Source organism: Caldalkalibacillus salinus (genome assembly GCF_016745835.1).
Classification (GTDB): Bacteria; Bacillota; Bacilli; order Caldalkalibacillales; family JCM-10596; genus Caldalkalibacillus_A; species Caldalkalibacillus_A salinus.
Genome location: NZ_JAERVL010000017.1, coordinates 45,647 through 72,262, shown reverse-complemented (window position 1 = coordinate 72,262; position 26,616 = coordinate 45,647). Strand labels below are relative to the sequence as shown.

The 26,616-nt window shown below is 45.1% G+C and carries 9 protein-coding genes; 8 read left to right on the top strand and 1 reads right to left on the bottom strand.

All coding sequences use genetic code 11. The features are described 5' to 3' along the window. Positions 1–136 precede the first annotated feature (136 nt). Positions 137–1,309 (bottom strand): tyrosine-type recombinase/integrase, encoded by a 1,173-nt coding sequence (locus tag JKM87_RS11295; RefSeq protein WP_202080474.1) that lies wholly within the window; start codon positions 1,307–1,309, stop codon positions 137–139. Positions 1,310–1,602: 293 nt separating this feature from the next. On the opposite strand from JKM87_RS11295, the gene JKM87_RS11290 reads away from it, so the two are divergent. The 8 genes from JKM87_RS11290 (at position 1,603) to JKM87_RS11255 (ending at position 26,613) form a co-directional block, all read left to right on the top strand. Further along, positions 1,603–2,715, top strand: a complete 1,113-nt coding sequence (locus JKM87_RS11290; protein WP_202080473.1) for a hypothetical protein — start codon at positions 1,603–1,605, stop codon at positions 2,713–2,715. Between the two features lie 32 nt (positions 2,716–2,747). Next, positions 2,748–3,449, top strand: a complete 702-nt coding sequence (locus tag JKM87_RS18080) for a 4'-phosphopantetheinyl transferase superfamily protein (protein ID WP_202080472.1) — start codon at positions 2,748–2,750, stop codon at positions 3,447–3,449. Positions 3,450–3,678: 229 nt separating this feature from the next. Then, a complete protein-coding gene (locus JKM87_RS11280) occupies positions 3,679–4,446 on the top strand; it encodes a thioesterase II family protein (RefSeq protein WP_202080471.1) in 768 nt (255 codons plus the stop codon). Between the two features lie 72 nt (positions 4,447–4,518). After that, the gene (locus JKM87_RS11275) at positions 4,519–7,470 is read left to right on the top strand and encodes a beta-ketoacyl synthase N-terminal-like domain-containing protein (RefSeq protein ID WP_202080470.1); all 2,952 of its coding nucleotides are present in this window, start codon (positions 4,519–4,521) and stop codon (positions 7,468–7,470) included. Next, positions 7,403–13,489 carry a non-ribosomal peptide synthetase gene (locus tag JKM87_RS11270; protein WP_202080469.1) on the top strand — a complete coding sequence of 2,029 codons (6,087 nt, stop codon included), beginning with the start codon at positions 7,403–7,405 and terminating at the stop codon, positions 13,487–13,489. Before JKM87_RS11275 ends, JKM87_RS11270 begins: the two co-directional genes overlap by 68 nt. A 119-nt stretch (positions 13,490–13,608) precedes the next feature. Beyond that, the gene (locus tag JKM87_RS11265; protein WP_202080468.1) at positions 13,609–16,692 is read left to right on the top strand and encodes a type I polyketide synthase; all 3,084 of its coding nucleotides are present in this window, start codon (positions 13,609–13,611) and stop codon (positions 16,690–16,692) included. A 7-nt stretch (positions 16,693–16,699) separates the two neighbouring features. After that, positions 16,700–23,434 carry a non-ribosomal peptide synthetase gene (locus JKM87_RS11260; RefSeq protein ID WP_202080467.1) on the top strand — a complete coding sequence of 2,245 codons (6,735 nt, stop codon included), beginning with the start codon at positions 16,700–16,702 and terminating at the stop codon, positions 23,432–23,434. Continuing rightward, entirely contained in the window at positions 23,431–26,613 is a 3,183-nt protein-coding gene (locus JKM87_RS11255) for a type I polyketide synthase (RefSeq protein ID WP_202080466.1), read from the top strand. The genes JKM87_RS11260 and JKM87_RS11255 overlap by 4 nt, the downstream gene beginning before the upstream one ends. The last annotated feature ends 3 nt before the right edge of the window (positions 26,614–26,616 follow it).

Here is a 26,616-nt window from a genome sequence, read left to right as displayed (position 1 = left end):
ATCACAAAGCAAGGCTACGGAGAGAAGGAGTGGTTCCCGTAGCCTATTTTTTGTGGTCCTGATCAGGGGTCTATATTATACCGCTATGTGGGCACGCATCATTCCCCCGTCTGAAACACTTGCGTCCCTATTTCCCTCAATACGCTTTATCTCTTAAGTGTCGCGCCACATTCTTTCGCTTCTGTAACAATCCGCTTAAATAAACCTCCGTTGTTCGCACACTTGCATGTCCCAATGTGTACATAATGTCGTACAAATCAGCGCCACTATTGAGCGCTTCTTGGGCAAAGTAATGCCTAAACCAATGAGGGGTGACGTTCCCTTCTTTAAATTTTAGAAAAGGAAGCTGCGTCTGGGTGATGATGTTTCGCACGTATCTCGTGAGATCGCTAGCGTTATAACGATTGCCCCGGGCCGTTGTAAACAGTGGAGTACTGTCACTTGGGTCAAGTTCGGGGCTCAGTCGTAATCTTTTTCGCCAAGTTTGTAAGCGTTCAAAAGTGACAGGAAGGATGAGGACATCCCTTTCTTTATCCCCCTTTGTATCTGTACGCAAATAGACGTCAGGACCACTCTGATACAGATCACACCAGTTAGCCATCGCAATCTCTCTGCTTCGTGACCCACTCGTAGCGAACAGCGTCAGTAGGGCATGGTTCTTTGGATGATTTTGATAGTAATCGATTAACATCTTAGCCTCATCATAGGTGAGATCGCGTCTAGGCCGATCCTTCATCCGCAGCTGATTGCTCAGAAAGCCTTCATATACGGGATAACTGATATAGTCCACCTCATAGAGCCATTTTAAAAACGATTTTACGATCGTCACTTTCTTCAACATAGTCGCCATACTATAGCCTTTTTTACCGTTGCGAAGGGTAGCTTCATCCCTTAACCAGTATTGAAAATGGCGAACATGTCGTTTCTCAATATTCTTCAATATCGAGCCAGGGACGTACGATTTCACATCTTGCTGTAATGTTTCACTGTGCATGACGAGAAGACCATAGAACTGCATTAAGTCTCTGATGTATTCCTTTATTGAGCCTTGCTTTTTACTATAGTCGGCCCTGATATGTGTCGGCCTATGTATGTAATAGTAGAGCATCATGTCGTCTGTAAAATGTTCAAACGCATAACGCCGTTCTTTTTCCTGTTCGTCTATCATGTATTCTATTTGACGTAAATGATTCTTCTCTTCTAAAAAAACAAGTGTCTTCTTTACTCCCTCCATTAATTCAGGATTGTTGTTTTCTTCAGACTGAAACCCTAATGAGTTTAATTTTATTGATAATTCATTTGTTTGCATATCATCACCTGATTATATTATGTCTATATGATTCATCTCATTATCTAATGCACTATCTATTATAGTTTATTAATAGATTATTTTCTATGAAATATTATCATAGCATGCTTAAAAACAATCAATTTTTAGGCTTTAATATTAATTCTATTTATTAATAATACTTGTTATATATTAAATTAAAACAACAAGCACATTGTTATTAAATAATAATATATAACAATAGTATTTTAATAAATAACATGATAAAATAATGACAGAACATTATTATATATCAATATAGGTGGTCGATATAGTTGTATACGAAGCAAGAAGTCATAAATGAACTACATATTAACGAGCCATTACTAGCATATTTTATAGAGCGCAAAAAATTGGCTTACAAGAGAGGCAAAGAGGGAGAGCACATTTTTGAAAAAGAATCTGTTGAACAGTTAAAAGATACGTTAGAGGCGTATGGGCTGACGACAAAAGAAGCGTCAGTGCTTGCGCAAGTGACAGAGCAAACGATTAAGAAAAGGTTAACACCCTGGAATAAAGAAACATGGAGAATTGATGGGACTTATGTTTATCACTTTCATGATGTAATAGATTTGACGCAAACATTCACCAAACCGGGGATGACCCCGCGTGACGTGGCAGATTACCTCAAAGACAAACACAATATCAAAGTGTCCTCTACAACGGTCTTTCTGCGTATCAAGTCAGGTGATCTCCCGTCTGAGCTGAAAACGTATCGGGGGTTGAAAACTCATTTTGTACAAAAGGAAGACATCGACGCCCATCTCGCATTATTTGAAAAACAGACAAACCAGCATGCCCATATCCATGAGGAAACGGGCTATTACTTGTATCAGCCATTCACCAATCAAGAAGGGGAGCTCGCGAGGGTCGTTGAAGTCGATTCAGTATCAGGGGTGCTATTACAGACTGAACGTGAAGATGTATTAGATGAACAAGAGTTAGAAGAGCTGGGATTTAAACCTGTTTATACTGCAAGTACAAACGAACGGATCATGAAAAAGGGAGAAATCGGTTTTGAATTTACGCAGCCCAAACACGTGAAGTCTGTCATTTACGATTGCATAGATATGATATATAAAGCAGTGGGACCGAAAAATGTCCGAGCGGAAGAAGCGACTTCGACACTTAGATTTTTTGTCAAACCCTGTGTCCTTCCCGTACAGCAAAAAGAGTATCGTGATGAAATTGAAGTACTGCGCCAAAGCTTAATAAATGGCGAGGTCAACGTGAGACCACATGAAATTACTTTAGAATCAGATATGGTCCCGTTTGTCGGGTGGGGGTCTAAGGCATTAAAAGAGAAAGCGAAACAAAAAGCGGCCCAAGAAGGGCTGGATTTAGAACGATTTATCATCGATTGTGTAGAAGCACGCGTGGATGATTAAAAAGGAGTGTGAAACGAGTGCAACTATATGCCGTGAACATATCCGAGGGTGTCCCGAATGAGATGTATCGGGAATTCATGCCACTTTTGCCAAAAGAAACGCAAGAGAGGATCTTGCGATACTACAAGGAGGAGGATGCGGCAAGGACGTTTGTTGGACATGTCTTAATCAGAAAAATACTATCTCACAAGTTACAAAAGCCGATACAAGATATTTTGTTTACGGAGAATGAATACGGGAAGCCTCTCTTAGCTCATCATCCTGATGTCCACTTCAATCTTTCCCATGCGAAAGATTGGGTGGTAGGGGCCGTGGATCATTTTCCGGTTGGCATCGATGTGGAATACATTCGTCAGACAGACATGGCCGTCGCTCAACGTTTTTTTACCACACGTGAAAATGAGTTGCTCTTCCAGCTCTCAAAACCCGAACGATTAGCACTTTTCTTTGATATTTGGACGTTAAAAGAAAGTTATATCAAAGCGATAGGAAAAGGGTTATCTTTACCTTTAGATTCTTTCACAGTGTTGAAAAAAGGGAACAATATCATATTTGAGCCAGAGTCAAGAGAAGAAGGAAATACGGCAACATTATGGCGTTCACAAAATAGTAATAAATACCATTTTAAGCAATATAGCTTACATGACGATTATACCTTATCAGTATGTGCAACCCACCTACAATGGCCAGGTGAATTACAATATATGTCAATCAATGAACTGTATAAAACATGAATTTTTAATTTTTTGTAAATAAAATGTAAAGGCTTGATGTCGCGACATTAAGCCTTTTGTTGTATATTTTTCGCTTTTCTAAATATGCAAAATAATGGGTATTGTGTCAAAATGCTGTTTTAAAATGTCATGAATTGTTATACAATGGGTAAAACTCACAGTTTAGGTATTATTGACTACATTAAAAGAACAAAATGACCTTAGTTATAGGGATAGGGGAGTAGATCTCATGCCAGATCAAACATGGTTAACATCTACACCACAGAGTCACACAGACTATCCAATCTTTTGTTTTCCATTTGCAGGTGGTGGGGCATCCACCTACTACCCGTGGGAATCGTACTTTGACAATACTCATATCTGCATTTGTCCCGTTCAATTGCCAGGGCGGGAGGGACGGTTGAGTGAATCCTGTCAAACGAATATGTACACATTGGTTGACACATTAACAACCGTCATTAAGCCTTATGTCCATCAACCATTTGCTCTATTTGGGCATAGTATGGGCGCTATTATAGCTTTCGAACTAGCGAGGTCTCTGTACACGAAATGGCAAGTTTTACCCGATCATATTTTCCTTTCTTCGCGCCATGCTCCACATCTAGATAAAAAACCTTCACAACGTTATCTCTTACCCGATGATGAAATACAGAAAGAACTCCTAAAGTTAGGCGGTACCCACCAAGACATACTGAATCATCCTGAACTCATGAAAGTGTTATTACCTGTGATAAGAAATGATTTTAAATTATTTGAGACGTACCAATACGACGATTCGCTTGCACCCCCTTTATCGTGCAACGTTACTATACTAGGTGGGGTGGAAGATCAAGAAGTAAGCATTCAAGACTTACTCGCTTGGAGGGCATTATTTACGGGGGCATTGACCTCATACTTATTTCCTGGCGGACACTTCTATTTCAAGCAACAGTTACATGCTATCTCCGAGATTATAAAAGCACAATGTGAAGCCGATATTTCCATCAAACACGTGTGATAAAAAGAAAAGTTCACAAACAACAATATGTTGACTCAACCTTAAAAATTTGTGACTGGGGATGGGAATTAAATGAATAAATTCAATCATAAACCATTTGTTGCGCATGATATGAGTAGAGACGAGTTTGAGAGAGGGTTAATCAAGCATTTGTCCCAACAGCTTGACCTCAATGAAGCGGATATCTCTCCTGAAAGTCCGTTTAGTCACTACGGTGTGGATTCTGCTCAAGCTGTCACGCTGACGGGTGATCTATCTAAAGCGCTTGATCTCTCACTAGAGCCCACCATGTTGTATAACTATCCTAATGTTCGCGCCTTAACGGACTACATACTCAGTTTTACGACAGCAGAATCAGATCAAGATCACGCGCGTGTCATTTCAGAGTCGTACGATAAAACAATGGACAAGGATCAAGACATCGCTATTATAGGGATCGGTTGTCGATTCCCTGGAGCTGAGCATAAAGAAGCATTTTGGGAGTTATTAGAACAAGGACGTAGTGGTATCGTCACAGTCCCTGAGGATCGTTGGGATTTGCAGACGTATTATGATCCACAACCAGGAACGCCCGGTAAAATGAGCACAAAAAAAGGTGGCTTTTTACCAGACATTGATCAGTTTGATGCTAGTTTTTTTGGCATATCCCCTAGAGAAGCTGAGCATATGGATCCCCAACAAAGGATACTGTTAGAAGTTTGTTGGGAAGCCTTCGAAGATGCCGGCCTACCACGTGAACATATTAATGGTTCTCGTACAAGCACTGTCATTGGTATATCGACAAATGATTATGGTCAACAATTAATCAATAACCATAGCGGCGCTTATGATATTTATCCAATGACTGGCAATGCCCATAGTATTGCAGCGAACCGCATCGCCTACACCTTTGATCTTAAGGGCCCGAGTTTAGCCGTTGATACCGCTTGCTCGTCTTCACTGACTGCTGTACACATGGCATGTCAAACCCTTCATCATGGCGAGGCTGACATGGCTGTAGCTGGAGGGGTTAACCTTATCCTTGCACCGGAAGTGACGGTGGCTTTTTCAAAGGCGGGTATGATGGCCGCTGACGGTCAGTGCAAAACATTCGATCATAGAGCAGACGGGTATGTCAGAGGCGAAGGGGCCGGTATCGTCATTCTCAAGCCCCTACAGGCAGCCTTAGCGGATGAAGACCGGATATACGCTGTGATTAAGGGGAGTGCTGTTAATCAAGACGGACGGAGTAATGGTATCACAGCGCCTAACGGACAATCGCAGGTCGCCGTATTAAAAGAAGCGTACCGCAAAGCGAATGTTGCACCACAGGACGTAGATTACATAGAAACGCATGGTACGGGCACACCATTAGGTGACCCTATCGAAGTGGACGCGTTACATCAAGTGATAAGTAGGGACAAACAACAAATCCAAGCTGACAAGCTTCGTATCGGGTCCGTAAAAACCAACATTGGCCATCTAGAGTCAGCAGCAGGAGTGGCAGGCCTTATTAAGGTCGCGTTGTCTGTTTCAAAAGCTAAGGTACCCCAACATATCAACTATGAAAAGCCAAATCCGCACATTCCCTTTGATCGAAATCATACAGAAGTGTTACTAGAAACCACCAAAACTGAAGAATTAGCAAAGGAAAAACCATTTATAGCCGGTGTGAGTTCATTCGGGTTTGGGGGCTCCAACGCTCACGTCATTCTAACTGAGCCACCTTCTCTTGACGGCACAGACGGCCAAACCAGCTCAGAAAACGTGTCTAGCAAATCTCATGTACAAGATGAAGATCATCGTTATTACTTATTTCCTTTTTCTGCACAATCTGAATTGCAATTATATGAATTGATTCAACGTTATCTCATCATGATAGATCAATATCAAGATTTAGGTGATCTCGCTTATAGCTTAAGTTTGAAACGGACGCACTTCCCATGCCGTTATGCCGTTATCGCGAATAATACTCAACAATTGATAGAAAACCTTAAAGCCTATCTTTCAATCGAACATGGAAAGCAAAGTAATAGGAAAGCATGGCTGTACGCCCCCTTAAAAGAAGATACGATGGCTATTTGTTTCCAATTATTCCGGAGTTATGACGTCTTCAGAGCGTACTTGGTCCAATGTGACGATGTATTAAAAAATAACCATCACTGGTCTCTGCTAGATTATATTTTTAGGGAAGATGCAGCTGTGTTCGAACATGTGGAGCAAAAGAATCAAGCGGCGTTAGCCGTCTACCTTGCTTTCGGGGCGTTATGGAAATCCTGGGGGATCGATTCAACTCAGGGGACAACCTCATACATCGGCCAACTCGTCCGGCGAGTATTATACGAGAACGTCTCTATAAAGGTAGCGATGGAAGGGGTACAGCCAGACCAATGGCGTGCATCTGTGACCTTATTTGATGAAGTTATAGCGTTAGAGGAGCATCATCATGACACGCTATCTTTGAACGTGTTAAATGAAAACGAACATGTAGAAAAACAGTTACTTGAACAGCTGGCCAAGTGTTACGAAAGTGGACAGTTACCTCGCTGGGAGGCCCTATTCGATTCAACGCATCGTTTTGTGGCTTTGCCCCAGTACCCTTGGTCAAGGCGTCGTTATTGGTTCGATCAAGGGCCACGAGAAAAAGATGCTGGTTTTAAGGGTAAGGAGATTGCGATTGCAAACCTGACGGGCAAAAGGATATGGCAAACAACGTTGCGACTAGAAGATTTGACTTGGCTCAACGACCACCGTGTTCAAGGGAATGTCGTAGTACCAGGCGCTTGTTTGATTGAAATGATCCGACTCATGGTAGCTGATTTATATCATCACACGAAACCTTCACTTCAAGATATTCGTTTTCATGAACCATTGCTTATGGCTGATGAAGCTGTCACGGTACAGGTGATCGTTGAGGAGACTAGCGGTAAGTTCTTGTTCTCCATATATAGCATTCAGAAAGGAGTGAAGAAACTTCATGAACAATGGTCACGACACGCTAGTGGCGCCATCTCAATTGAAGATAGTAGATCTAAAATCGTTTAAAACGACCTGCGACACGATAGAAATAGACAGTCACTACCATTATATGCGTCAGATCGGATTAGACTACGGAGCAGCTTTTAGAGTCATCAACGCCATATGGCAAGGAGAAAAAGAAGCTCATTTACATGTGACATTAGCGCCAGAAGTCACGTTTGAACAAAAAGACTTTCTACATCCAACGTTAGTCGATGCTTGTTTCCAAGGGGTGGCATGTGCGGCGGGATATGAAGAACGGAACGATATGTACTTACCTGCTTCTATTGGCCAAGTTGATTTCCTAACAGATAAGAAGATGATACGTTCGGCTTGGGGGCATATACGATTAACATCAACTGATGAGGCCACGATGAAAAGTGACATCGATATAACGGATGAAGAGGGACAAGTGATCTGCACCATCACTGACTTTGAAGTACGCAAGGTCCAGCGTTCGGAAATACCTCAAAACAACGAACAACCGTATTACACACTTGTTTGGGAAAAGAAAAAGCGTCAGCTCACCTACAACGAAGGCAACAAACAGCATGCTAACGATGATATAGACCGTATACACGCCCCTTGCCTCATTTTTGCCGATAAAAAGGGATTTGCTGAACGTGTAGCTGAGCAGATTCCCGCATCGACAACATTAGTGTACTCTGGGAAAACATTCGAGCAAAAAGGGGAGAGACATTATTGTATCAACCCTGACCGTAAAGAGGATCTTATAACATTATTCCATCATTTATATCCACAAGGGCTGACCGACGAACAGGCGTTACGCGTGTTGTATTGCTGGAATTTAGACATTGCAGGAATAGGGGATGAAAAAAGTCGTATAGGAGAACGTGAGTTAGACTTTACACCCTTGGACTTTTATAATCATTTGCTTTATGTCGTACAAACCTTATCACAGTCTAGTCAAAGTCCATTTCGAATCCCATTATCGAAACTGTGGGTTGTCACTCACAACGTTCACACCGTAGACAATCAACACTCTGAACAACCTTTATCCGTTTTTCAATCTCCTGTATGGGGATTCGGTCGAACGGTTTCAATCGCTCACCCAGACATATGGGGTGGTCTGATCGATGTAAATGTAGACGACGGCCATATGGCAGAAGCAGACCATCGTTCACTCTATAAGCAAATCGTGCAAGACATCTACGATGATTTATCATCTGAAAATCAAATTCTATACCACAGTCAACGTGACCGATACGTTGCGAGATTAACGAAGAAGACACCGTCGGCACAAGTACAGAAGGACAAGGCACTCAGTCCACACCATGCTTACCTCATCACAGGCGGCTTGGGGCACCTCGGACTCACATTTGCTCATTGGATAGCGGACCGAGGGGCGACACAAATTGTACTCTTGTCACGTCGTGCCTTACCGCCTCGGGAAACGTGGGAAGATATAACAGATCCTGAAGAACAACAGATATTAACGTCTATTAAAGCACTAGAGCAACGGGGTGTGGACGTTGTACACCGTTCCGTTGATGTCAGTGACCAACACCAGGTCGACCAGTTTTTTGACCAACTAAAACAGCAGAACATTCGGGACATCAAAGGGGTGATTCATGCTGCTGGTACAGTCTATAACCAAGCGATCGAAGATATCCAGCCAGCTGACCTGAACAAGATTATGGAACCGAAAGTAAACGGGGCCTTGTACCTTCATCAACATTTTCTGCACGACCAATTGGACTTTTTTATCCTTTTTTCATCTATGACCTCGTTACTTTCACCACCGAGACTTGCGGTCTATGCTGCGGCTAACGCTTTCTTGGATGCCCTTGCCCATGAGCGCCAGCGGCTAGGGTTGCAAGCGACAAGCATTAACTGGGGACCGTGGGCGGAAGCAGGGATGGCCACTGACGATCAAACGGATCGTGAGCACACAGCGGGAATTAGAAATATGTCAGTGGATGAAGGACTGCAATATTTTAACGATATATGGCAGGATGCACTACCACAAATAGCGGTGGCAAAAGTACACTGGCCTGATATCCAGGACATGTTTCCTTCCATCACGAATACATCATTCTTAACACAGTTGACATCGACCACGCCCAGGCAAGGGATGGATGATCATAAAGACACGCAGGATGTATTCCTGACACAGCTAAGCGAGAACCCACACGAACAGTCTCATCTCATCAAAGCATTTTTGCGACAGACGCTTGCACGTGTGTTGAAAATCGATCAAGACATGGTTGAGGACGATGCCTCCTTAAACGCATTAGGTCTAGATTCTATGATGGCGATCGAATTAACGAACAGTATTGAATTGGAAACTAATGTTAACATTCCGATGTCCGTCTTTTTACAAGGAGCCACCCTTAACAGTTTAGCAGATCATATGGCGTCTGCCTTGGATCATAGCGTTGAGTCAGAGCCTCACTTGGACAGCAGCGCAGGATTTGACCAAACGCAAGGCCGAGCTGAACACGGGGGAGATCGTTCAGGGGTAGCATCCAAAACCGACGCCTCTATGCCTACAAAAATGAGTCCTGTAAAAGAAGGTCCCGCGAAAGAGGAGAAAGCGGCTCACCCATTGTCTCACGGTCAACGTTCATTGTGGTTCCTGCAACAACTACAACCACACAATACAGCCTATAACGTGGGATTCGCTGTCAAAGTGTTATCTGGATTAGATATCACCATACTGAAAGAAACGTTAAGCATGCTGGTAAAAAAACATGAAGCTTTACGTACTAAAATCGTGGTCCAGCAAGACGACGAGCCATATCAAGTATTCCAATCCGAAGCTGATTATGCCTTTATACAGCGCCAAGTGGAGTACACAGATGAATCAAAGCTGAAGCAAGAGATATTTAATGCGATTCATACGCCTTTTAACTTTGACCGTGATCCGATGATGCGCGTGTATCTCTTTGATCGTCATGATACGTCTATATTAATGTTTGTCATTCATCACATGGCTATTGATTATTGGGGAATTGAAGTCCTGTTACAAGACTTTAAGCTGATCTATGAGCAGCTGTCTCAAGGACAAACGTATCACTTTGCCAAGGCAGATCATCATTATGCAGATTTTGTACAGTGGCAACACGATTATGCCCACAATTCTGAAGGGCAGAAGGCGCTACAGTATTGGAGAACGCAACTTGAATCACACGTAAATCATGTTCTCGACCTCCCTACAGCAGAAGGAGTCGAAACCCAAAATCAAAGCCAAAGTCAAAGTCAAAGTCAAAGTCAAACATACACTGGCGATTCCGTCATACTTGAATTAGATGAAGCTCTTGTCCAACGAATCAAAGCGTATGCTCGGGATGAAGAGACAACACTGTTTGTTCCCTTACTTGCAATGTATCAATTATTATTACACCGTTATTCAGGTCAGGACGAAGTGATTGTGGGTACGCCAACTAGTGGTCGTCACCAAGCGCGCTTTCGTGATATTGTCGGAGATTTTATCAACATGCTACCCATCGTCTCAACCGTTGGGGATAATCCGACCTTAGCGGCATACATCCAACAGCTCAAAAATACAGTGTTGGAGGCACTTGAACATCAAGCGTATCCATTTCCTTTACTCGTTGAGGACTTACAACCTCACCGTCTCTCAAGTCGTTCGCCGATATTTCAAGCGTCATTTATATTACAATCCATGAACCAGTTATCTGACTTGTCTCACTTCATGTTTCCTTCAGAAAAGGGCGCCGCCATAGATTTTGGTGGTTTAACGATCCAGCCATACCATATCCAGCAGCAGGAGGGACAGTTAGACCTGACACTAGAGTTAATCGAGACAGATGGCAAAGTGATGGGGGCCTTCAAGTATAACACTCAACTTTTTAAGAGAGCGTCGATGAAACAGATGGCCCAACACTACCATGCCTTGCTCAATCAGTTAGTGACAAACCCGTCCCTGACAGTGAAGGGCGTACCGTTATTGACGGATGACGAGAGAGAGCAACGCTGGAACCAGTGGGACACGAAACGTAGCGCCTTACCGGAGGAACAGCACCTTTATCAGGTGATTGACAACATCGCTCAAAAATATCCCGATCACACGGCTCTGAGTTTCGAGGGTGATCAACTCACCTACAACGACCTGCTGACGAAAGTTGAAGTGCTTGCACAAGGACTGAAAGCACACGGTGTGCAAAAAGGGGATCGCGTCGGAATCTACATTGACCGTCGTGTAGAAATGGTCATCGCCCTATTAGCAGCTGTAAAAATGGGGGCTGTTTATGTCCCACTTGACCCGAGCTTTCCTCAGGAACGTATTCACTTTATGGTAGCCGATGCAGGCATAAACATGATTTTAATTCATCGTGATAGACCTCTACAAAAGGCGAGAGAAGAAGAGCGTGTTCAGTATAACTGTCTACCCGTGGATCAGATATTAGAAGGTGAACTTGAGGGTGACGAGTGTGAAAGCAACTTCGTATCAACCACCGCTGAATCGACTACGGCATGTGAAGATGTCCCGATCAAGCCTCATGACAGTATGTACATCATTTACACTTCCGGTTCAACGGGTCAACCTAAGGGGGTTGAAGTCCAGCATCAAGCAGTTCTTAACTTTTTACTCGCCATGGCAAAGGAACCTGGCATCAACGAAGATGACCGTTTGTTAGCCGTCACCACATTGTCCTTTGATATTTCAATATTGGAAATATTCCTACCCCTCACAGTAGGAGCGGAAACGAGGATCTTATCCCGTACTGATGCCATGGATGGCCGCCAATTACAAAAGGCCATCTCAAAATACAAACCGACAGTGATGCAGGCGACACCCGCCACATGGAAAATGCTGATCGATAGTGGATGGCAAGGTGATGCCAACCTCGACGTGTTATGTGGAGGGGAGGCACTCCCACTTGAACTCGCCACGGTGTTAAAACAAAAGTGTAAAAGGCTTTGGAATCTGTACGGTCCAACGGAAGCAACGATATGGATGGCTACCAAAGAAGTACAGCCAACAACAGATCAAATCACGATCGGTCAGCCTATACAAAATATGGAGATGTATGTACTTGATGAGTACCTCAATCATCTGCCCATCGGTGTACCGGGTGAGCTTTATCTTGCTGGGGTGGGCTTAGCAAAGGGATATTTGAACCGACCATCACTCACTGAAGAAAGATTTATTTCTGTCAATATCAGGGATACAGAGGGAGGCACCTCTAACAAACGTCTGTATCGGACAGGTGATCTGGTTCGCAAGTTACCACACGGAGAAATAGAACATCTAGGTCGGATCGATGACCAAGTGAAGGTGAACGGGTATCGAATTGAACTGGGAGAGATTGAATCCCACTTGAATCAGCTCCCATCCATCCAACAGGCGATCGTCATACCGGACAGGGAGGGACATGAAACACATCTTGTGGCTTATATCAAGCCGACAAGTGAGACATCTTTAGAAGCAGACTCTTTAAGACAGTATTTAGCTGAAAAGCTTCCTTATTATATGATCCCAGCCACTTTCACAGAGATTGATCATGTTCCACTCACACCGAATGGAAAGGTAGATCGTAAAAAGTTGCCTATGATCAGCGCTGTGAAGCTACAAGCGAGTGCACCGTATGCAGCCCCGCAAACAGCATTACAGCGTGAGATGACGACGATATGGGCGGAAGTATTGGGGGTAGATAAGGTGAGTGTCCATGACAGCTTTTTCGAATTAGGAGGCACATCGCTACTGGCCACCAAAGTACAGCGCATCCTAACGGCGAAGCAAGGAATTGAACTGTCTGTGGTTGATCTTTTCAACTATCCTACAGTGAAATCACTCAGTGAATATCTAACGAGACAGAAAGGGGTCCAAGGAAACGGGCAACACAAGGAAGACGACACAAGACTCGTTAATCAATCAAGTGAAGTGATAAGAGAAAAAGATCAACAAAATCGGATCAGTCACTTAGAAAAAGGGAAAAGAAGGTTGAATCAGTTACGCGACTACAGAAAGAAAGTGAAGCACGTCGGAGGGCAGCGAGATCGACAAGACCAACAAAACCAACAAAACCAACAAAGCCAACAAAGCCAACATAATTAACAAGATAAAAAGACCCACAAAATTAACAAGACCATGAGATCAACAAAACAACAAAATTGACAAGGTTAACGGTGATCACAGAAGACAAGCACATACAAAAGAATCAAAGGAGGATGGAGATGTCGGAGCTTACTGGATTAGAGATTGCTGTCATCGGTATGGATGGTCGCTTTCCCGGCGCCAAAGACACGACACAGTTTTGGCATAGGATTAAAAAAGGTGAGGAGTGTCTCACACAATTCTCGGAACAGGAATTACGAGACATGGGCATTTCACAGGAAACATTTCAGGATCCAAACTACGTTCCTGTAAAAGGGATCATTGACGAACCGGAGAGCTTTGACGCATCGTTTTTTAATTATACATCAAAAGAAGCGAATGTGATGGACCCACAGAGTCGTGTTTTTCTAGAATCAGCGTGGAAATCACTTGAGGATGCCGGTTATGCCCCTTCAAAATACGGCGGCACGATAGGTGTTTATGCTGGCGCAGCAATGAATACATACATCTTACACTTGGCTGCCCAAGGACATCTTCAATCGATGGACGATTTTGAGGTCATGTTGGGAAACGATAAAGATCTGCTCAGTACACGAGTATCTTACAAATTAAACTTAACCGGGCCAAGTGTCACCGTTCAATCCACCTGTTCAACATCACTTGTGGCCGTACATATGGCTTGCCAAAGTATTTTAAGTGGGGAGTGTGACATGGCCATAGCAGGGGGCGTGTCCATCCAGTTCCCTCTCAAGCAGGGTTACACGTATAGAGAAGGCATGATTCATTCCCAAGATGGACACTGTCGCCCATTCGATGCCGAAGCGAACGGCACTATTTTCAGTGACGGCGTAGGTACTGTCGTGCTAAAACGCCTAGAAGATGCGATTGCGGATCAGGATGCCATTCATGCGGTCATCAAATCCACCGCCGTCAATAACGATGGCGCAGATAAAGTCGGATTTACGGCCCCAAGCGTCACCGGGCAATCCAAAGTGATCCAAGATGCTCTGATGCTAGCGCAGATCCCACCTGAATCAGTGGCGTATTTGGAAGCACATGGTACCGGTACCCGTATTGGAGACCCGATCGAGATCAAAGCGTTGACTGACGTCTACAGTTCGATGACAGAGCAAAAGCAATTCTGTGCCATTGGAAGTGTCAAAGCGAATGTCGGCCATTTGAACACAGCGGCTGGAATTGCCGGACTGATTAAAACGGTCTTGATTTTAAAACATCAACAACGACCACCAGCCGTGAACTTTAGATCGCCAAATGAAGATTTACATCTCAATCAAAGTCCTTTTTACATTAATGATGAGCTGACCGAGTGGGTACAACCCAACGGAGAACAAAGAAGGGCGAGTGTGAGTTCATTCGGTATAGGAGGGACAAATGCACACGCTATTTTAGAGGAAGCACCACAACGAGACTTTCCAACAATAACGGCTTCACCCGTCGTATTACCTTTATCGGCGAGGTCACCATCAGCTTTAGAAAATCTGGCCAACCGAGTGGGAGAATATATTGAGAAGCATCCTGAGGTTCCTTTGAGCGACGTCGCTTACACTCTAGCGACAGGACGAGAGGAGTTCGAGTATCGTACCACCATCGTCAGACAAAAAACCTTATCCGATGCAGATAAGGGAGCGCCTGTAGATATTATCGAGGGGCTAAAGCAATTAAAAACAGATGCTATCACGCCACTCGATTTGAGTCGGGAGCCACACGTTTACTTTCTGTTCCCGGGGCAAGGCAGTCAATACGTCAACATGGGAAGAGAGCTATACACCACTGAAAAAGTTTTTAAGGAGGCTGTCGATGAGTGTGCTCAACACCTACAGCCAAAGCTGAATCTGGATATACGGACTTTACTGTATCCTGCTGACCAGACCATGAATGATGAAGCAAGCGAACAGCTGAAGCAAACGGCGATCACACAACCGGCTATTTTTACAATCTCATATGCCTTGGCAAAGTTACTCATGTCATGGGGTATCCAGCCGAGTGCGCTCATCGGTCACAGCTTAGGTGAATACGTCGCGGCAAGCCTTGCGAATGTGATGACACTTGATGAGGCGCTCTCGATGATCGCAGAAAGAGGGAGATTGATTCAACAGCAGCCACAGGGTGCCATGTTAGCAGTCAAGCGTCCCCATGAAGAGGTTAAACCTTACCTCCATGAACACCTATCTCTGGCTGCAGTGAATAGTCCCAACCTGTGTGTATTATCCGGTTCGTTTGAGGCGATTGAAGAGGTCCAGGATAAACTAAAAGAAGAGGGCATTTTCACGCAAAGATTACAAACATCACACGCCTTCCATTCCTACATGATGGATGACGCGATTGAACCCTTTCAACGGTATGTCTCTCAATTCACGTTAAGAGAGCCGACGATGCCCCTGATTTCAAATGTCACAGGGGAATATATGACCAGTGAACAAGCAACGAACCCAGCTTACTGGGCAAACCATATTAGAGAACCGGTTTTATTCAGTACGGGTATCACCCACTTTTTAAACCAAGAAGCTGACACAGTTTTCATAGAGGTTGGGCCAGGCAAGACACTCGTCAGCCTTGCCAGACAACAGGGAGGAAAGGCACCACTATACCTGCAAACCTTACCTCATCCTTATGAAAAAGTGGACGATCAACAATATATTTACCAAACGGTTGGTCAGTTATGGTCACATGGTGTCAAGGTTGATCTAAAGAAGTGGTTTGCCGAGAAGGGCTATAAACAACACTTACCGACTTATCCCTTTGATCGGGTGAAGTACAGCTTACTTTCGCCAACGGACGGGAGGGCGAATCAAAAGGCATTGACAGAGACGGGAAGGCTAGATGGCGACTCACTGAATCACGACATGACCAAACAAGCCGTCGATCGTCAAAAGCTTACAACGGCGTATGAAGCCCCTGAAGATGAGACGGAGCAGCTCTTAATAGAATTGCTTGAAGAAGGACTCGGTTTAAGTGGGATCGGAGTGCAGGATAACTTTTTCGAGCTGGGAGGACACTCCCTGATTGCGAGTCAATATACTGCGAGTATACAGGCACAGTTAGCATTAAATGTCCCTGTTGACCTTGTGCTAGAAAGTGAAAACATTCGTTCCCTAGCAGCAAAAATTAATGACATGCTTATTGAAGAAATAGAACAAATGTCAGACGAGCAGGTAGAAGCAGCGTTGAATGGGAGGGAGTAGCATTTAGATGGAAACGAAACCAACAATGCGCTCAAAAGAAGCGCTCTCCGATGCAAGAAAAAAGTTATTGGAACACCGTTTGAGGCTCAGTCGTCAAAAACAGGCGACGCCAGCCCAAGCGTCCATTCCTCACTTGGGTGTGCGCAAGGCAAATCTGTCACATATGCAAAAGAGGATTTGGTTACACGAGCAAGTGCAAGGGCCAAGCACGGCTTATCACCTACAATCTGCCGTTAAAATTAAAGGCGCCCTAGACGTAACAGCTTTTACCGAGAGCTTATCCCATATGATGGAGCGACACACCATTCTCCGTACCGCTATTAAAAAAGAGAACGGAGAGCCGATGCAGTTCGTGGATGAAGGCGCTGAATTGACACTGTATCAATGCGCCCTACAAGACACACCGCAGGCAGAGCAAGAGGAACAAGTGAAACAGCTCATTGAAAAGGATGCCAAAACACCTTTTTCCCTGGACAGAGCCCCCCTTTTCCGAGCAGCACTTATATCATTAGATCCTGAAGAGCATGTCTTTGTGTTGACCATGCATCATATCATTTCTGACGGATGGTCAATGGGGATATTCGTTCAAGATTTGATGCGTTATTATAACGCCAAACAAACCGATACAGACCCGGAGCTACGTACGTTGTCTATCGATTTTACAGACTATTGTCAATGGGAGAAGGAGCGTCGATTAGACGAAGACAGCCTTGCCTTTTGGAAGTCTTATCTATATCAAACACCAGTCCTACAGCTGCCGACAGATGACCCACGTCCTTTGCAGCCGACGACCAATGGGCAACGCGTTCATTTTCAGTTACCACAGACCCTGACACAAGACTTGAAGAGGCTAAGTACAAATCATAACGTGACCCTTTTTAACCTTTTATTAAGCGTCTTTCACCTGTTGCTATATAAGTATACGGCTCAAAAAGATATGGCCATTGGTACACCTGTCGCTAATCGTCAGCATCCACAAACGAGAGATATTATGGGGTGCTTTATCAATACGGTCGTTTTACGTAACGAATTGGATCCGCAGACTCATGTTATAGATTGGATCAAACAAGTTCAACACTCGACCCTGCAAGCCTTTAAACATCAGGATGTGCCGTTTGAACAGGTGCTAGAAACGGTTCAGGTACAAGGAGATCAAGGTGATTCAAGAGGTGATGATGCTCTATTTCAGGTGATGTTTGCCTTTCAGAACACACCTCAACCTAAACTAGACTTTCACAACCTGGAAGTGGCGTCAATAGAGTTAGAGGTGTTCGCTTCGATGTTTGACGTGACCTTGTCAATGGAAGAAGTCGGGAACCAGCTTACAGGATTCATAGAGTTTAATACGGATTTATATCGCGAAACGAGAATCCATCACATGGTCAAGCACTTCCAACAATCGCTACGAAGCGTATGTATAGATCCACAGCAAACCATCGGCGAAATCTCAATATTAACGGAAGAAGAGCGTAAGTCATTCGTCCCGACAGCAGAGCCGATAGATAATCACGTGAGTTTTATCGAACTGTTTGAGCGTCAAGTTGAGATGGCCCCTCATCACCAGGCCTTAATTTTCGGAGAGGAATCTATCACTTACGCTGAGCTCAATCAGTATGCGAACCAACTGGCACAAGCACTTGTTGCAAAAGGGTTACCCGTTGAAACGTTTGTCGGTGTCCATTTCCATCGTTCGATCGACGCTTTCATATCAATATTAGCTATTTTAAAAGCGGGCTGTGCTTATGTCCCTCTAGATCCTACGTACCCGGAAGAAAGACTAGCGTACATGCTTGAAGATTCAGGGCTACAACTGGTGCTCACAACCCCTCAGCTGGCCCACAACATCATGGCAATGAAGCCCGAGCTCACATGTATAGAAGTAGATTATCGCTTATTAAACCAAGGGATGGGCAATGACGTTGAGCCAAGCACGTCAATGGAAAGCATGGAGACAGCTGCAAGCAGAGAGACAGCGGTAACGAATCTGAACGACGCCACCCAACAAAATGTGAATAGAATAAGGGACTTACGGCAGCTTGCCTATCTGATCTATACCTCGGGTTCGACAGGAAAACCGAAAGGCGTGATGGTTGAGCATAAGGGTTTGTACAATGTAGCACAACAACAGAAGTCATTATTCGATGTCACTGATTCCAGTCGTATTTTACAGTTTTCATCCTTAAATTTCGACGCTTCTGTATTTGAAATGGTTATGGCTTTAGGTAACGGCGGGGCCTTGTATCTGGAGGATAAGCATCACCTATTAGGTGAGTCCCTTATTCACTACATGGCGGAACAAGAGATTACACACGTCACACTCCCGCCCTCGGTCCTATCAACGTTACCACAGGCTACACTTCCTGCATTGCAGGTCATTATCACTGCGGGAGAACGGTGTACAGAAGATATCGTGAATAAATGGGCCGTTGGACGCAAATTTTTCAACGCTTATGGGCCAACAGAAGCCACAATTTGGGCCACCATAGCAGAATGTGAGCCACAACAACCGGTAACGATCGGTAAAGCGATCGAACATGTCCAACTGTACGTATTAGATCAGGTCGGTCAACCTGTCCCTAAGGGTGTTGATGGGGAGCTGTATATCGGCGGAATAAGTGTCGCTAGAGGCTATCTGAATCAACAAGCTTTAACAGACGCTCGCTTTATTCCAAACCCATTTTCCACAGACCCGGATGACAGGTTGTATCAAACGGGAGATAAGGTCAGATACACGATGGATGGCCAGCTGGCCTTTCTTGGCCGAATAGACCAACAAGTGAAAGTACGTGGCCATCGTATTGAGCTCAGTGAAATAGAATCTGAATTGCACAAATATCCGACAGTCATTGACGGTGTTGTTACTGTCCTGTATGCAGATGAGCAGCCAACGTTAGCCGCATTTGTCGTCACGGAGGATGAACAACTAGAAGCACTATTAAGAACGCACCTACTAAGCAGTCTCCCTGAATATATGGTGCCAACCGTGATCAGAACGATGCCTTCATTTCCTTTGACACCGAATGGAAAAATCGATCTCAAAAAATTAATAAAGGAAGCAGAAAACGAGGCTATACCGGTACAATCGTCTGAAACCTTAAAACCACCTGTAACCCCGATTCAAAAAGAATTAGCAGAGGTGTTCGAATCACTGCTCAAACGTCAACAGGTCGGTATTGACCAGGACTTCTTCAAGCTTGGGGGGCATTCTTTACTCGCGACGCAGCTGACGAGCAGGATAGAAGATTTATACGGGGTGAACATAGAAGTCAAAACCGTCTTTGAACACACCACGATTGAAGCATTAGAGCGCCTTATTCTAGATGCGGAGTCAAATCTAGGACGAGCCACTCATTCTGACAATCCTGACGGTAATCATGCTCGTGATCCTTTGAAAATAACACCTGTCCCCCGTGAGTCCATGATGCCACTTTCATTCTCACAGCAACGTTTGTGGTTTATCGAGCAGATGCACGTCGGACAATCAGCGTACAACATCCCTGCATGTGTGCGGTTGAAAGGGCGTTTAAACAAAGCAGCACTGAAAAAAAGTCTACAACAAATGGTTGCTAGACACGAGGTATTCAAGACTGGGTTTGCCACTGGTGAGGGGGGGCACCAAGGACAGCCGTACCAGTTTATTCATCATGATACGTGCTTGCGGGTAGACGATATCGTTCTTCATCATCTGGAAAAAGCCGAACGAGAAAGGACCCTACAGCACATCATTCAATTAGAAGCAGAAAAACCTTTTGACTTAACAACACCCCCACTGATAAGGGCCACATTGATACAGCTAGATCAAAATGAACACGTGCTATGCTTCGTTATGCATCATATTATTTCAGACGGGTGGTCTGTAGACATTTTCGTTAAAGAATTGGGGCAGTTATATACACTTCAGAGTGAACAAAAAGAAGAGCAACATGAGCAAGCGATAGATAATGCGATAGATAATCAAGAAACGACACCATTGCAATATCTAGATTATGTGTATTGGCAACGTCAATTTGAAGCAGCAGGTGGTTTGGAACCACAGTTAGCGTACTGGAAGAAACAGTTGGCAGGTGATATCCCTGCTATCCAACTACCGACCGATTATAAGCGACCGACCGTCCAAACGAATAAAGGCGCCAAAACCCGTTTACAACTGGACCCAGCTTTAGCGTCACGCATACAGACCTTGAATCAAGAACAGGGGACAACTTTATTCATGACCTTGTTGACAGCGTTCAACGTTCTCCTGCATCGCTTGACTGGCCAAGATGATTTTGCCGTAGGCACCCCTATTGCGGGTCGACGGCATACAGAAACGGAGAATATGATAGGGTTCTTTATTAACACCCTGGTGCTACGCCAGCGTATGTCGGATATGGCCGATCTATCACTTGAAACATTACTGCAAAATGTGAAGCAAACGTGTTTAGATGCGTATCAACATCAGGATGTTCCTTTTGAGAGACTGGTCGAAGTCCTTCAACCACATAGAAGTCTCAGTCATCATCCTTTTGTTCAAGTTTTATTGAATGTGCAGAATCAGGAACAAACCTTTGTCGAGCTTTCAGGATTACAAATGGAACAGATCCCATTAGAAGAGGCGCAATCAAAATTCGACCTCACACTATATGCAAACGAAAAAGAGGGACGCATCGACCTCGATTTAGTGTATAACAGTGATCTGTTCAAAGGAGAACGAATGACGATATTTTTACGTCAACTACAGTCGATCTTGGAGGCGATGACCGCCGATATTCACCAGACGATGGATCAGATCACATTGCAGACAGATGGAGATGTCCAAGGACGATTAAGAAAGTCAGATCAACATCAGTCAATAGTCTTAGACAAATTGTTGTACAAGCATGATGAATTATTACACGAAAAAGTCGGTCGTTTGGCTAAACGCTACCCGCTAGAGATTGCCATCCGTGACCACACTAAGCATTGGACGTACCAGGAGATAGATCAAAAGAGTAACCAGGTAGCTCATTACCTGCTTCAACAGGGTGTGCAAAAAGGCGAAATAGTCACTATTTACGCGAAGCGTAACGCCCCGCTCATCTATAGTATTTTGGGTATCTTGAAAGCGGGTGCTGCCTTTTGCATCCTTGACCCTGAAGAGCCACTAGAGCGGATGCGTCAGGCTATAAAAAAGGTGAATCCTGTAGGGGTTATCGTATTAGCACAGGGCCCTGAAGAAAAGCTTCAAACGCTATCTCACGAAGGACAATTCACCTTAGAACTCTTTGATCGGAGGGAAAGTTCCCTTGCCACTTATCCGACGGATGACCCATCAGCTATAACATCAATCACTGCCAACAGTGATGATTTAGCTTATATTGCCTTTACGTCTGGCACGACTGGGCAACCCAACGCTGTTAAGGGGACACACGCGCCCGTTGTCCACTTTATTCATTGGCACATCGGTGAGCACCAACTGAGTAAAAACGATCGCTTTAGCATGCTATCCGGTTTGGGGCACGATCCGTTATTAAGAGATATTTTTACACCGTTATCTCTAGGGGCCACACTCTGTATCCCGGAAGACGAGGTCCTAAAAACACCTGAAACGTGTGTAGGGTGGCTCCATGAGCAGCAGGTCTCCGTTATCCATACCACACCTTCAAGGCTCATGATGATAACGGAAATCCCTCAACCACAAGACTGCTTATCGCATATACGCTATGTCTTCTTCGGGGGCGAGGCCTTAACACAGTCGCATGTGGACAGGGTCAAGACCATCAGTGATACTGCTCAAGTCGTCAACTTTTACGGCGCGACAGAAACGCCACAAGCGATGAGTGTTTACTATGTGAATGGAGGAAGAGAGGAACCATATAGAAAACCGATAGGCACAGGGATAGAAGGCGTAGATATACGGATAAAAACGTCCGCTGGGGCCGAGGCTGGCTTAGGAGAAGTCGGCGAGATTGTGATCGAGAGCTCGTTCTTGTCTAACGGTTATCTGAACAGTATAGCCCCGGATAATACGCCTTTCTCACCATCTATGTCAAGTGGGGCTAAGGTATATGCCACAGGAGATTTGGGACGTTACCGCTTGGACGGACATATCGAACTTGTCTCCAGAAAAGATAGACAAATCAAGATACGCGGGTATCGTATTGAACCTGAAGAGATTGCCTCAGCTCTGACGATACATGAACAAATCCAAGACGCATACGTGTGCCTCGCAACCGCTCAGTCCAAACAAAAGGTTTTAGTGGCTTATTATGTGTCACGGAATGGAAAAGAGATCAGTCAGCAGGCGTTACAAAAACATTTAAGTCCGTATTTACCTACTTATATGATGCCTCAGACCTACGTTCGTATCAGGCATATACCTGTCACGCGCAATGGGAAGGTGGCTGAATCAAGTTTACCCCTTCCAACACTAACCACATCGTCACAACGCGTGGCCGCTACCAACGATCATGAGAAGGTGTTGCTCAATATTTGGAGAGAAGTGGTTGAAAGCGAAGAGATAGGCGTCACAGATAATTTCTTCGATGTAGGAGGCCACTCGCTCTTACTCGTTCAGGTTCGCAATCGCATGCAACAGGAACTGAACGTAACAGTGACAATGGTGGACATGTTCCGCTACCCAACCATTCAATCGATGGCCCGTCATTTAGGCGCACAGCAAGACACAGATCACGAAATAAGAGAGGTGACGAGAACAAGAGAGAAGCGCAAACGATCGACCTTAAGCCGCAAAAGAAAACAAGTAAGGGAGGGGCGGAGATGAGCGACGAATACAACCCGACTGAAACACAAGAGGAAGACGGCATTGCCATCATTGGCATGTCTGGACGCTTTCCAGGGGCTGAAAATATTACGGAGTATTGGCATAATATTGCGCAAGGTAGGGAGTGTTTAACCCCTTTAGATGATGATATCCTCACGGCACAGGGGGTCTCCCAATCCTTAAAAGATGATCCTCACTACGTCAAAATGGCGTCGACGATCACGGATATAGATAAATTTGATTCCGAGTTTTTTAACATCAACCCTAGAGAGGCGGACTTAACAGACCCCCAACACCGTTTGTTTTTAGAGCAGGCTTGGAAAACCTTTGAGGATGCTGGGTACCCTCCCGATGAACACGGGAACAAAAAAGTCGGTGTGTTCGGAGGGACCAGTGCCAGCAGCTATCTCTTACAGGCCCTGAAACATGATCCGGACTTCATCGAGCGGACAGGTGGCATTCAAGCGTTGATGCATGGCGTAGATAAAGATCATCTCGCAACTCGTGTGTCCTACAAGCTGAACTTAACAGGTCCTAGTATCACCGTTCAAACTGCCTGCTCTAGTTCGATGACCGCTATCGTTTTAGGGTGTGAGAGTCTATTAAGCTACCAATGTGACATTGCACTGGCGGGTGGGATCACCATTAACGTGCCGGACCAAGTCGGTTACCGATACCAAGAGGATAGTATTCTCTCACCTGACGGGCATTGTCGCCCCTTTGATCGTCAAGCGAACGGGACCCTCTTTGGCAGTGGCGTCGGGCTTGTACTATTAAAAAGAGTAGATGAAGCCATCGCTGATGGTGATCACATTTATGCCGTCATCAAGGGCTTTGCGATGAACAATGACGGATCGGACAAAGTGGGTTATACGGCCCCCAGCCTGAATGGTCAGTCTGACGTGATTACAGAAGCGCTAGATGTTGGTGAGGTGCATCCTGATACGATCGGCTATGTGGAAGCCCATGGGACAGGCACTAAGATGGGCGACCCGATCGAGGTGACAGCCTTAACCCATGCTTATCAGCAGTATACGTCCAGAAAAGGCTATTGCGCCCTCGGCTCCGTTAAGGCGAACATCGGACACCTCAATGCGGCCGCAGGGGTAGCAGGTGTCATCAAATCGGCCTTAATACTCAAACACAAGCAACTGCCCCCCACGATCAATATAGAAGAGGAAAATCCGGCTCTAAACCTAGAAGCAAGCCCTTTTTACATTAATCAAACGCTGCAGTCATGGGAGGTCGCTAAAGACAGCGTAAGGAGAGCGGGCGTCAGTTCATTTGGGATCGGTGGAACGAATGGCCACCTTATTTTAGAAGAAGCGCCGGCCGGAGTAACAGGTGCTGGGGAACAGAAGCAACCATCAGCCTCGTTATTGTGTGTCTCGGCTCGGGATGAGACGGACCTTAAACACATCGCCCAGCAGTTGAAGACATATTTAGAAGACCCAGGAAGCGACGATTTGACCCGCGTGGCATATACCCTGCAAACGGGGCGAAAGCATTTTCATTATAGACAAGCACTCGCCTGCCGAGACAAAGAAAGTGCCATCCAACAACTCGAACAACTCAGTACAGGCCAATGGTCAGGCATCAACATCACAGCACAAGAAAACAGAACTGTGGTGTTCATGTTTCCAGGGCAAGGGACCCAGTACGTCGGCATGGCAAAGGATTTATACGATCAACAACCGATATTCAGAAAGCATCTTGATGACTGTAGAAAGCACCTGCTATCACTGACCAATGAAGATATCTACGACATGCTTTTTCACGGAACAGACCAGGAGCTGCAAGAGACGTGGCATACCCAACCGATACTATTCTCAGTGGAGTACGCTTTGGCGCAAGTGTATATTGAACTCGGTATCCAGCCAGATGTGCTGATTGGCCATAGCTTAGGTGAATACGTAGCCGCTTGTGTCTCCGGTGTCATGACGCTTGAAGACGCGCTGAAAGTCGTCACCCAACGCGGCAGGCTTTTCAAAAAAGTACCCCCAGGTATGATGCTGGCCGTCATGACTTCAGCGGATGTCGTTGAACCTCTTTTACCACCAAGCCTGTCTCTGGCAGCTATCAATAGTCCTGAACTGTGTGTTGTAGGTGGTGAAAAAGAAGCGATTGATCAATGGAAACCCATTTTAGAGCAACGAGGTATAAAGCACCAACCCTTAAAGACATCCCATGCGTTCCATACGCATATGATGGCGTCTATCGAGGAGACATTCGCCACAGTCTTGGCAGACGTCTCATTACAGGCACCCAAGATCCCGATCATCTCTAATCTCACAGGTGGGCGATTGGCGGAGCATGCACCACCCGATGTGTTAGCGGACGCACCGACACCTGTGGAAGCAGATTACTGGGTTAAGCACCTCAGAAACCCTGTCCAGTTTGCACAAGGGATGAAAACGATACTGCAAGAGCCGGACCCAAAAGTATGGATAGAATTAGGACCGGGTCAGGTATTAACGAACCTAGCAAAGCAAAACATGCAAGTGCAAGGAACCGAAGCCGAGCAAGAAAAGCACTTCTTCCTTCAGCCTGTACCAAACAAAGCCTCGACAATAGACGGGTACGCGCAATTTTTGTCCACAGTAGGAAGACTGTGGTCAATGGGATTCAGCCTAAAGTGGTCGACCTTACAATCTCAAGATCAGGCAAGGCCGTTCAAATCGGCGCTTCCTACTTATCCATTCAAAAAGAAGGTGCATTGGATTGGTCAGCCGCCCGTTTCAGCAGAGACACAACAGGAGAGACAGAATTCAGAGCTAGTGGGGCCAAACGTTCGTCATCCGCAACAAAGTGTTAACGATGACTTGGTGAAATCCGAGTCAGGTCAATCAAATGTGCCCATGACCAAACATGAGCGTCCAGCGATCGATACGGTTTATGTTCCGCCTGAAACAGACTGTCAGGAGACACTCGTTGACATTTGGGAAGAACTTTTAGGTATTGAAGGCATCGGTATCGACGATCATTTCTTTGAGTTAGGAGGGCATTCACTCATGGCCACTCAATTATTAACCCGGATACGAGAGGCATATCCTATTGATTTGACCTTGGAGCAAATGTTTCAAGCGCCGAATGTACGTGAGTTAGCGGCTCATATTGAACAGGAGCTAATCGAGGTCCTTTCTACGATGTCGGAAGAAGAGGCAAGCAAATTGCTATAGGAG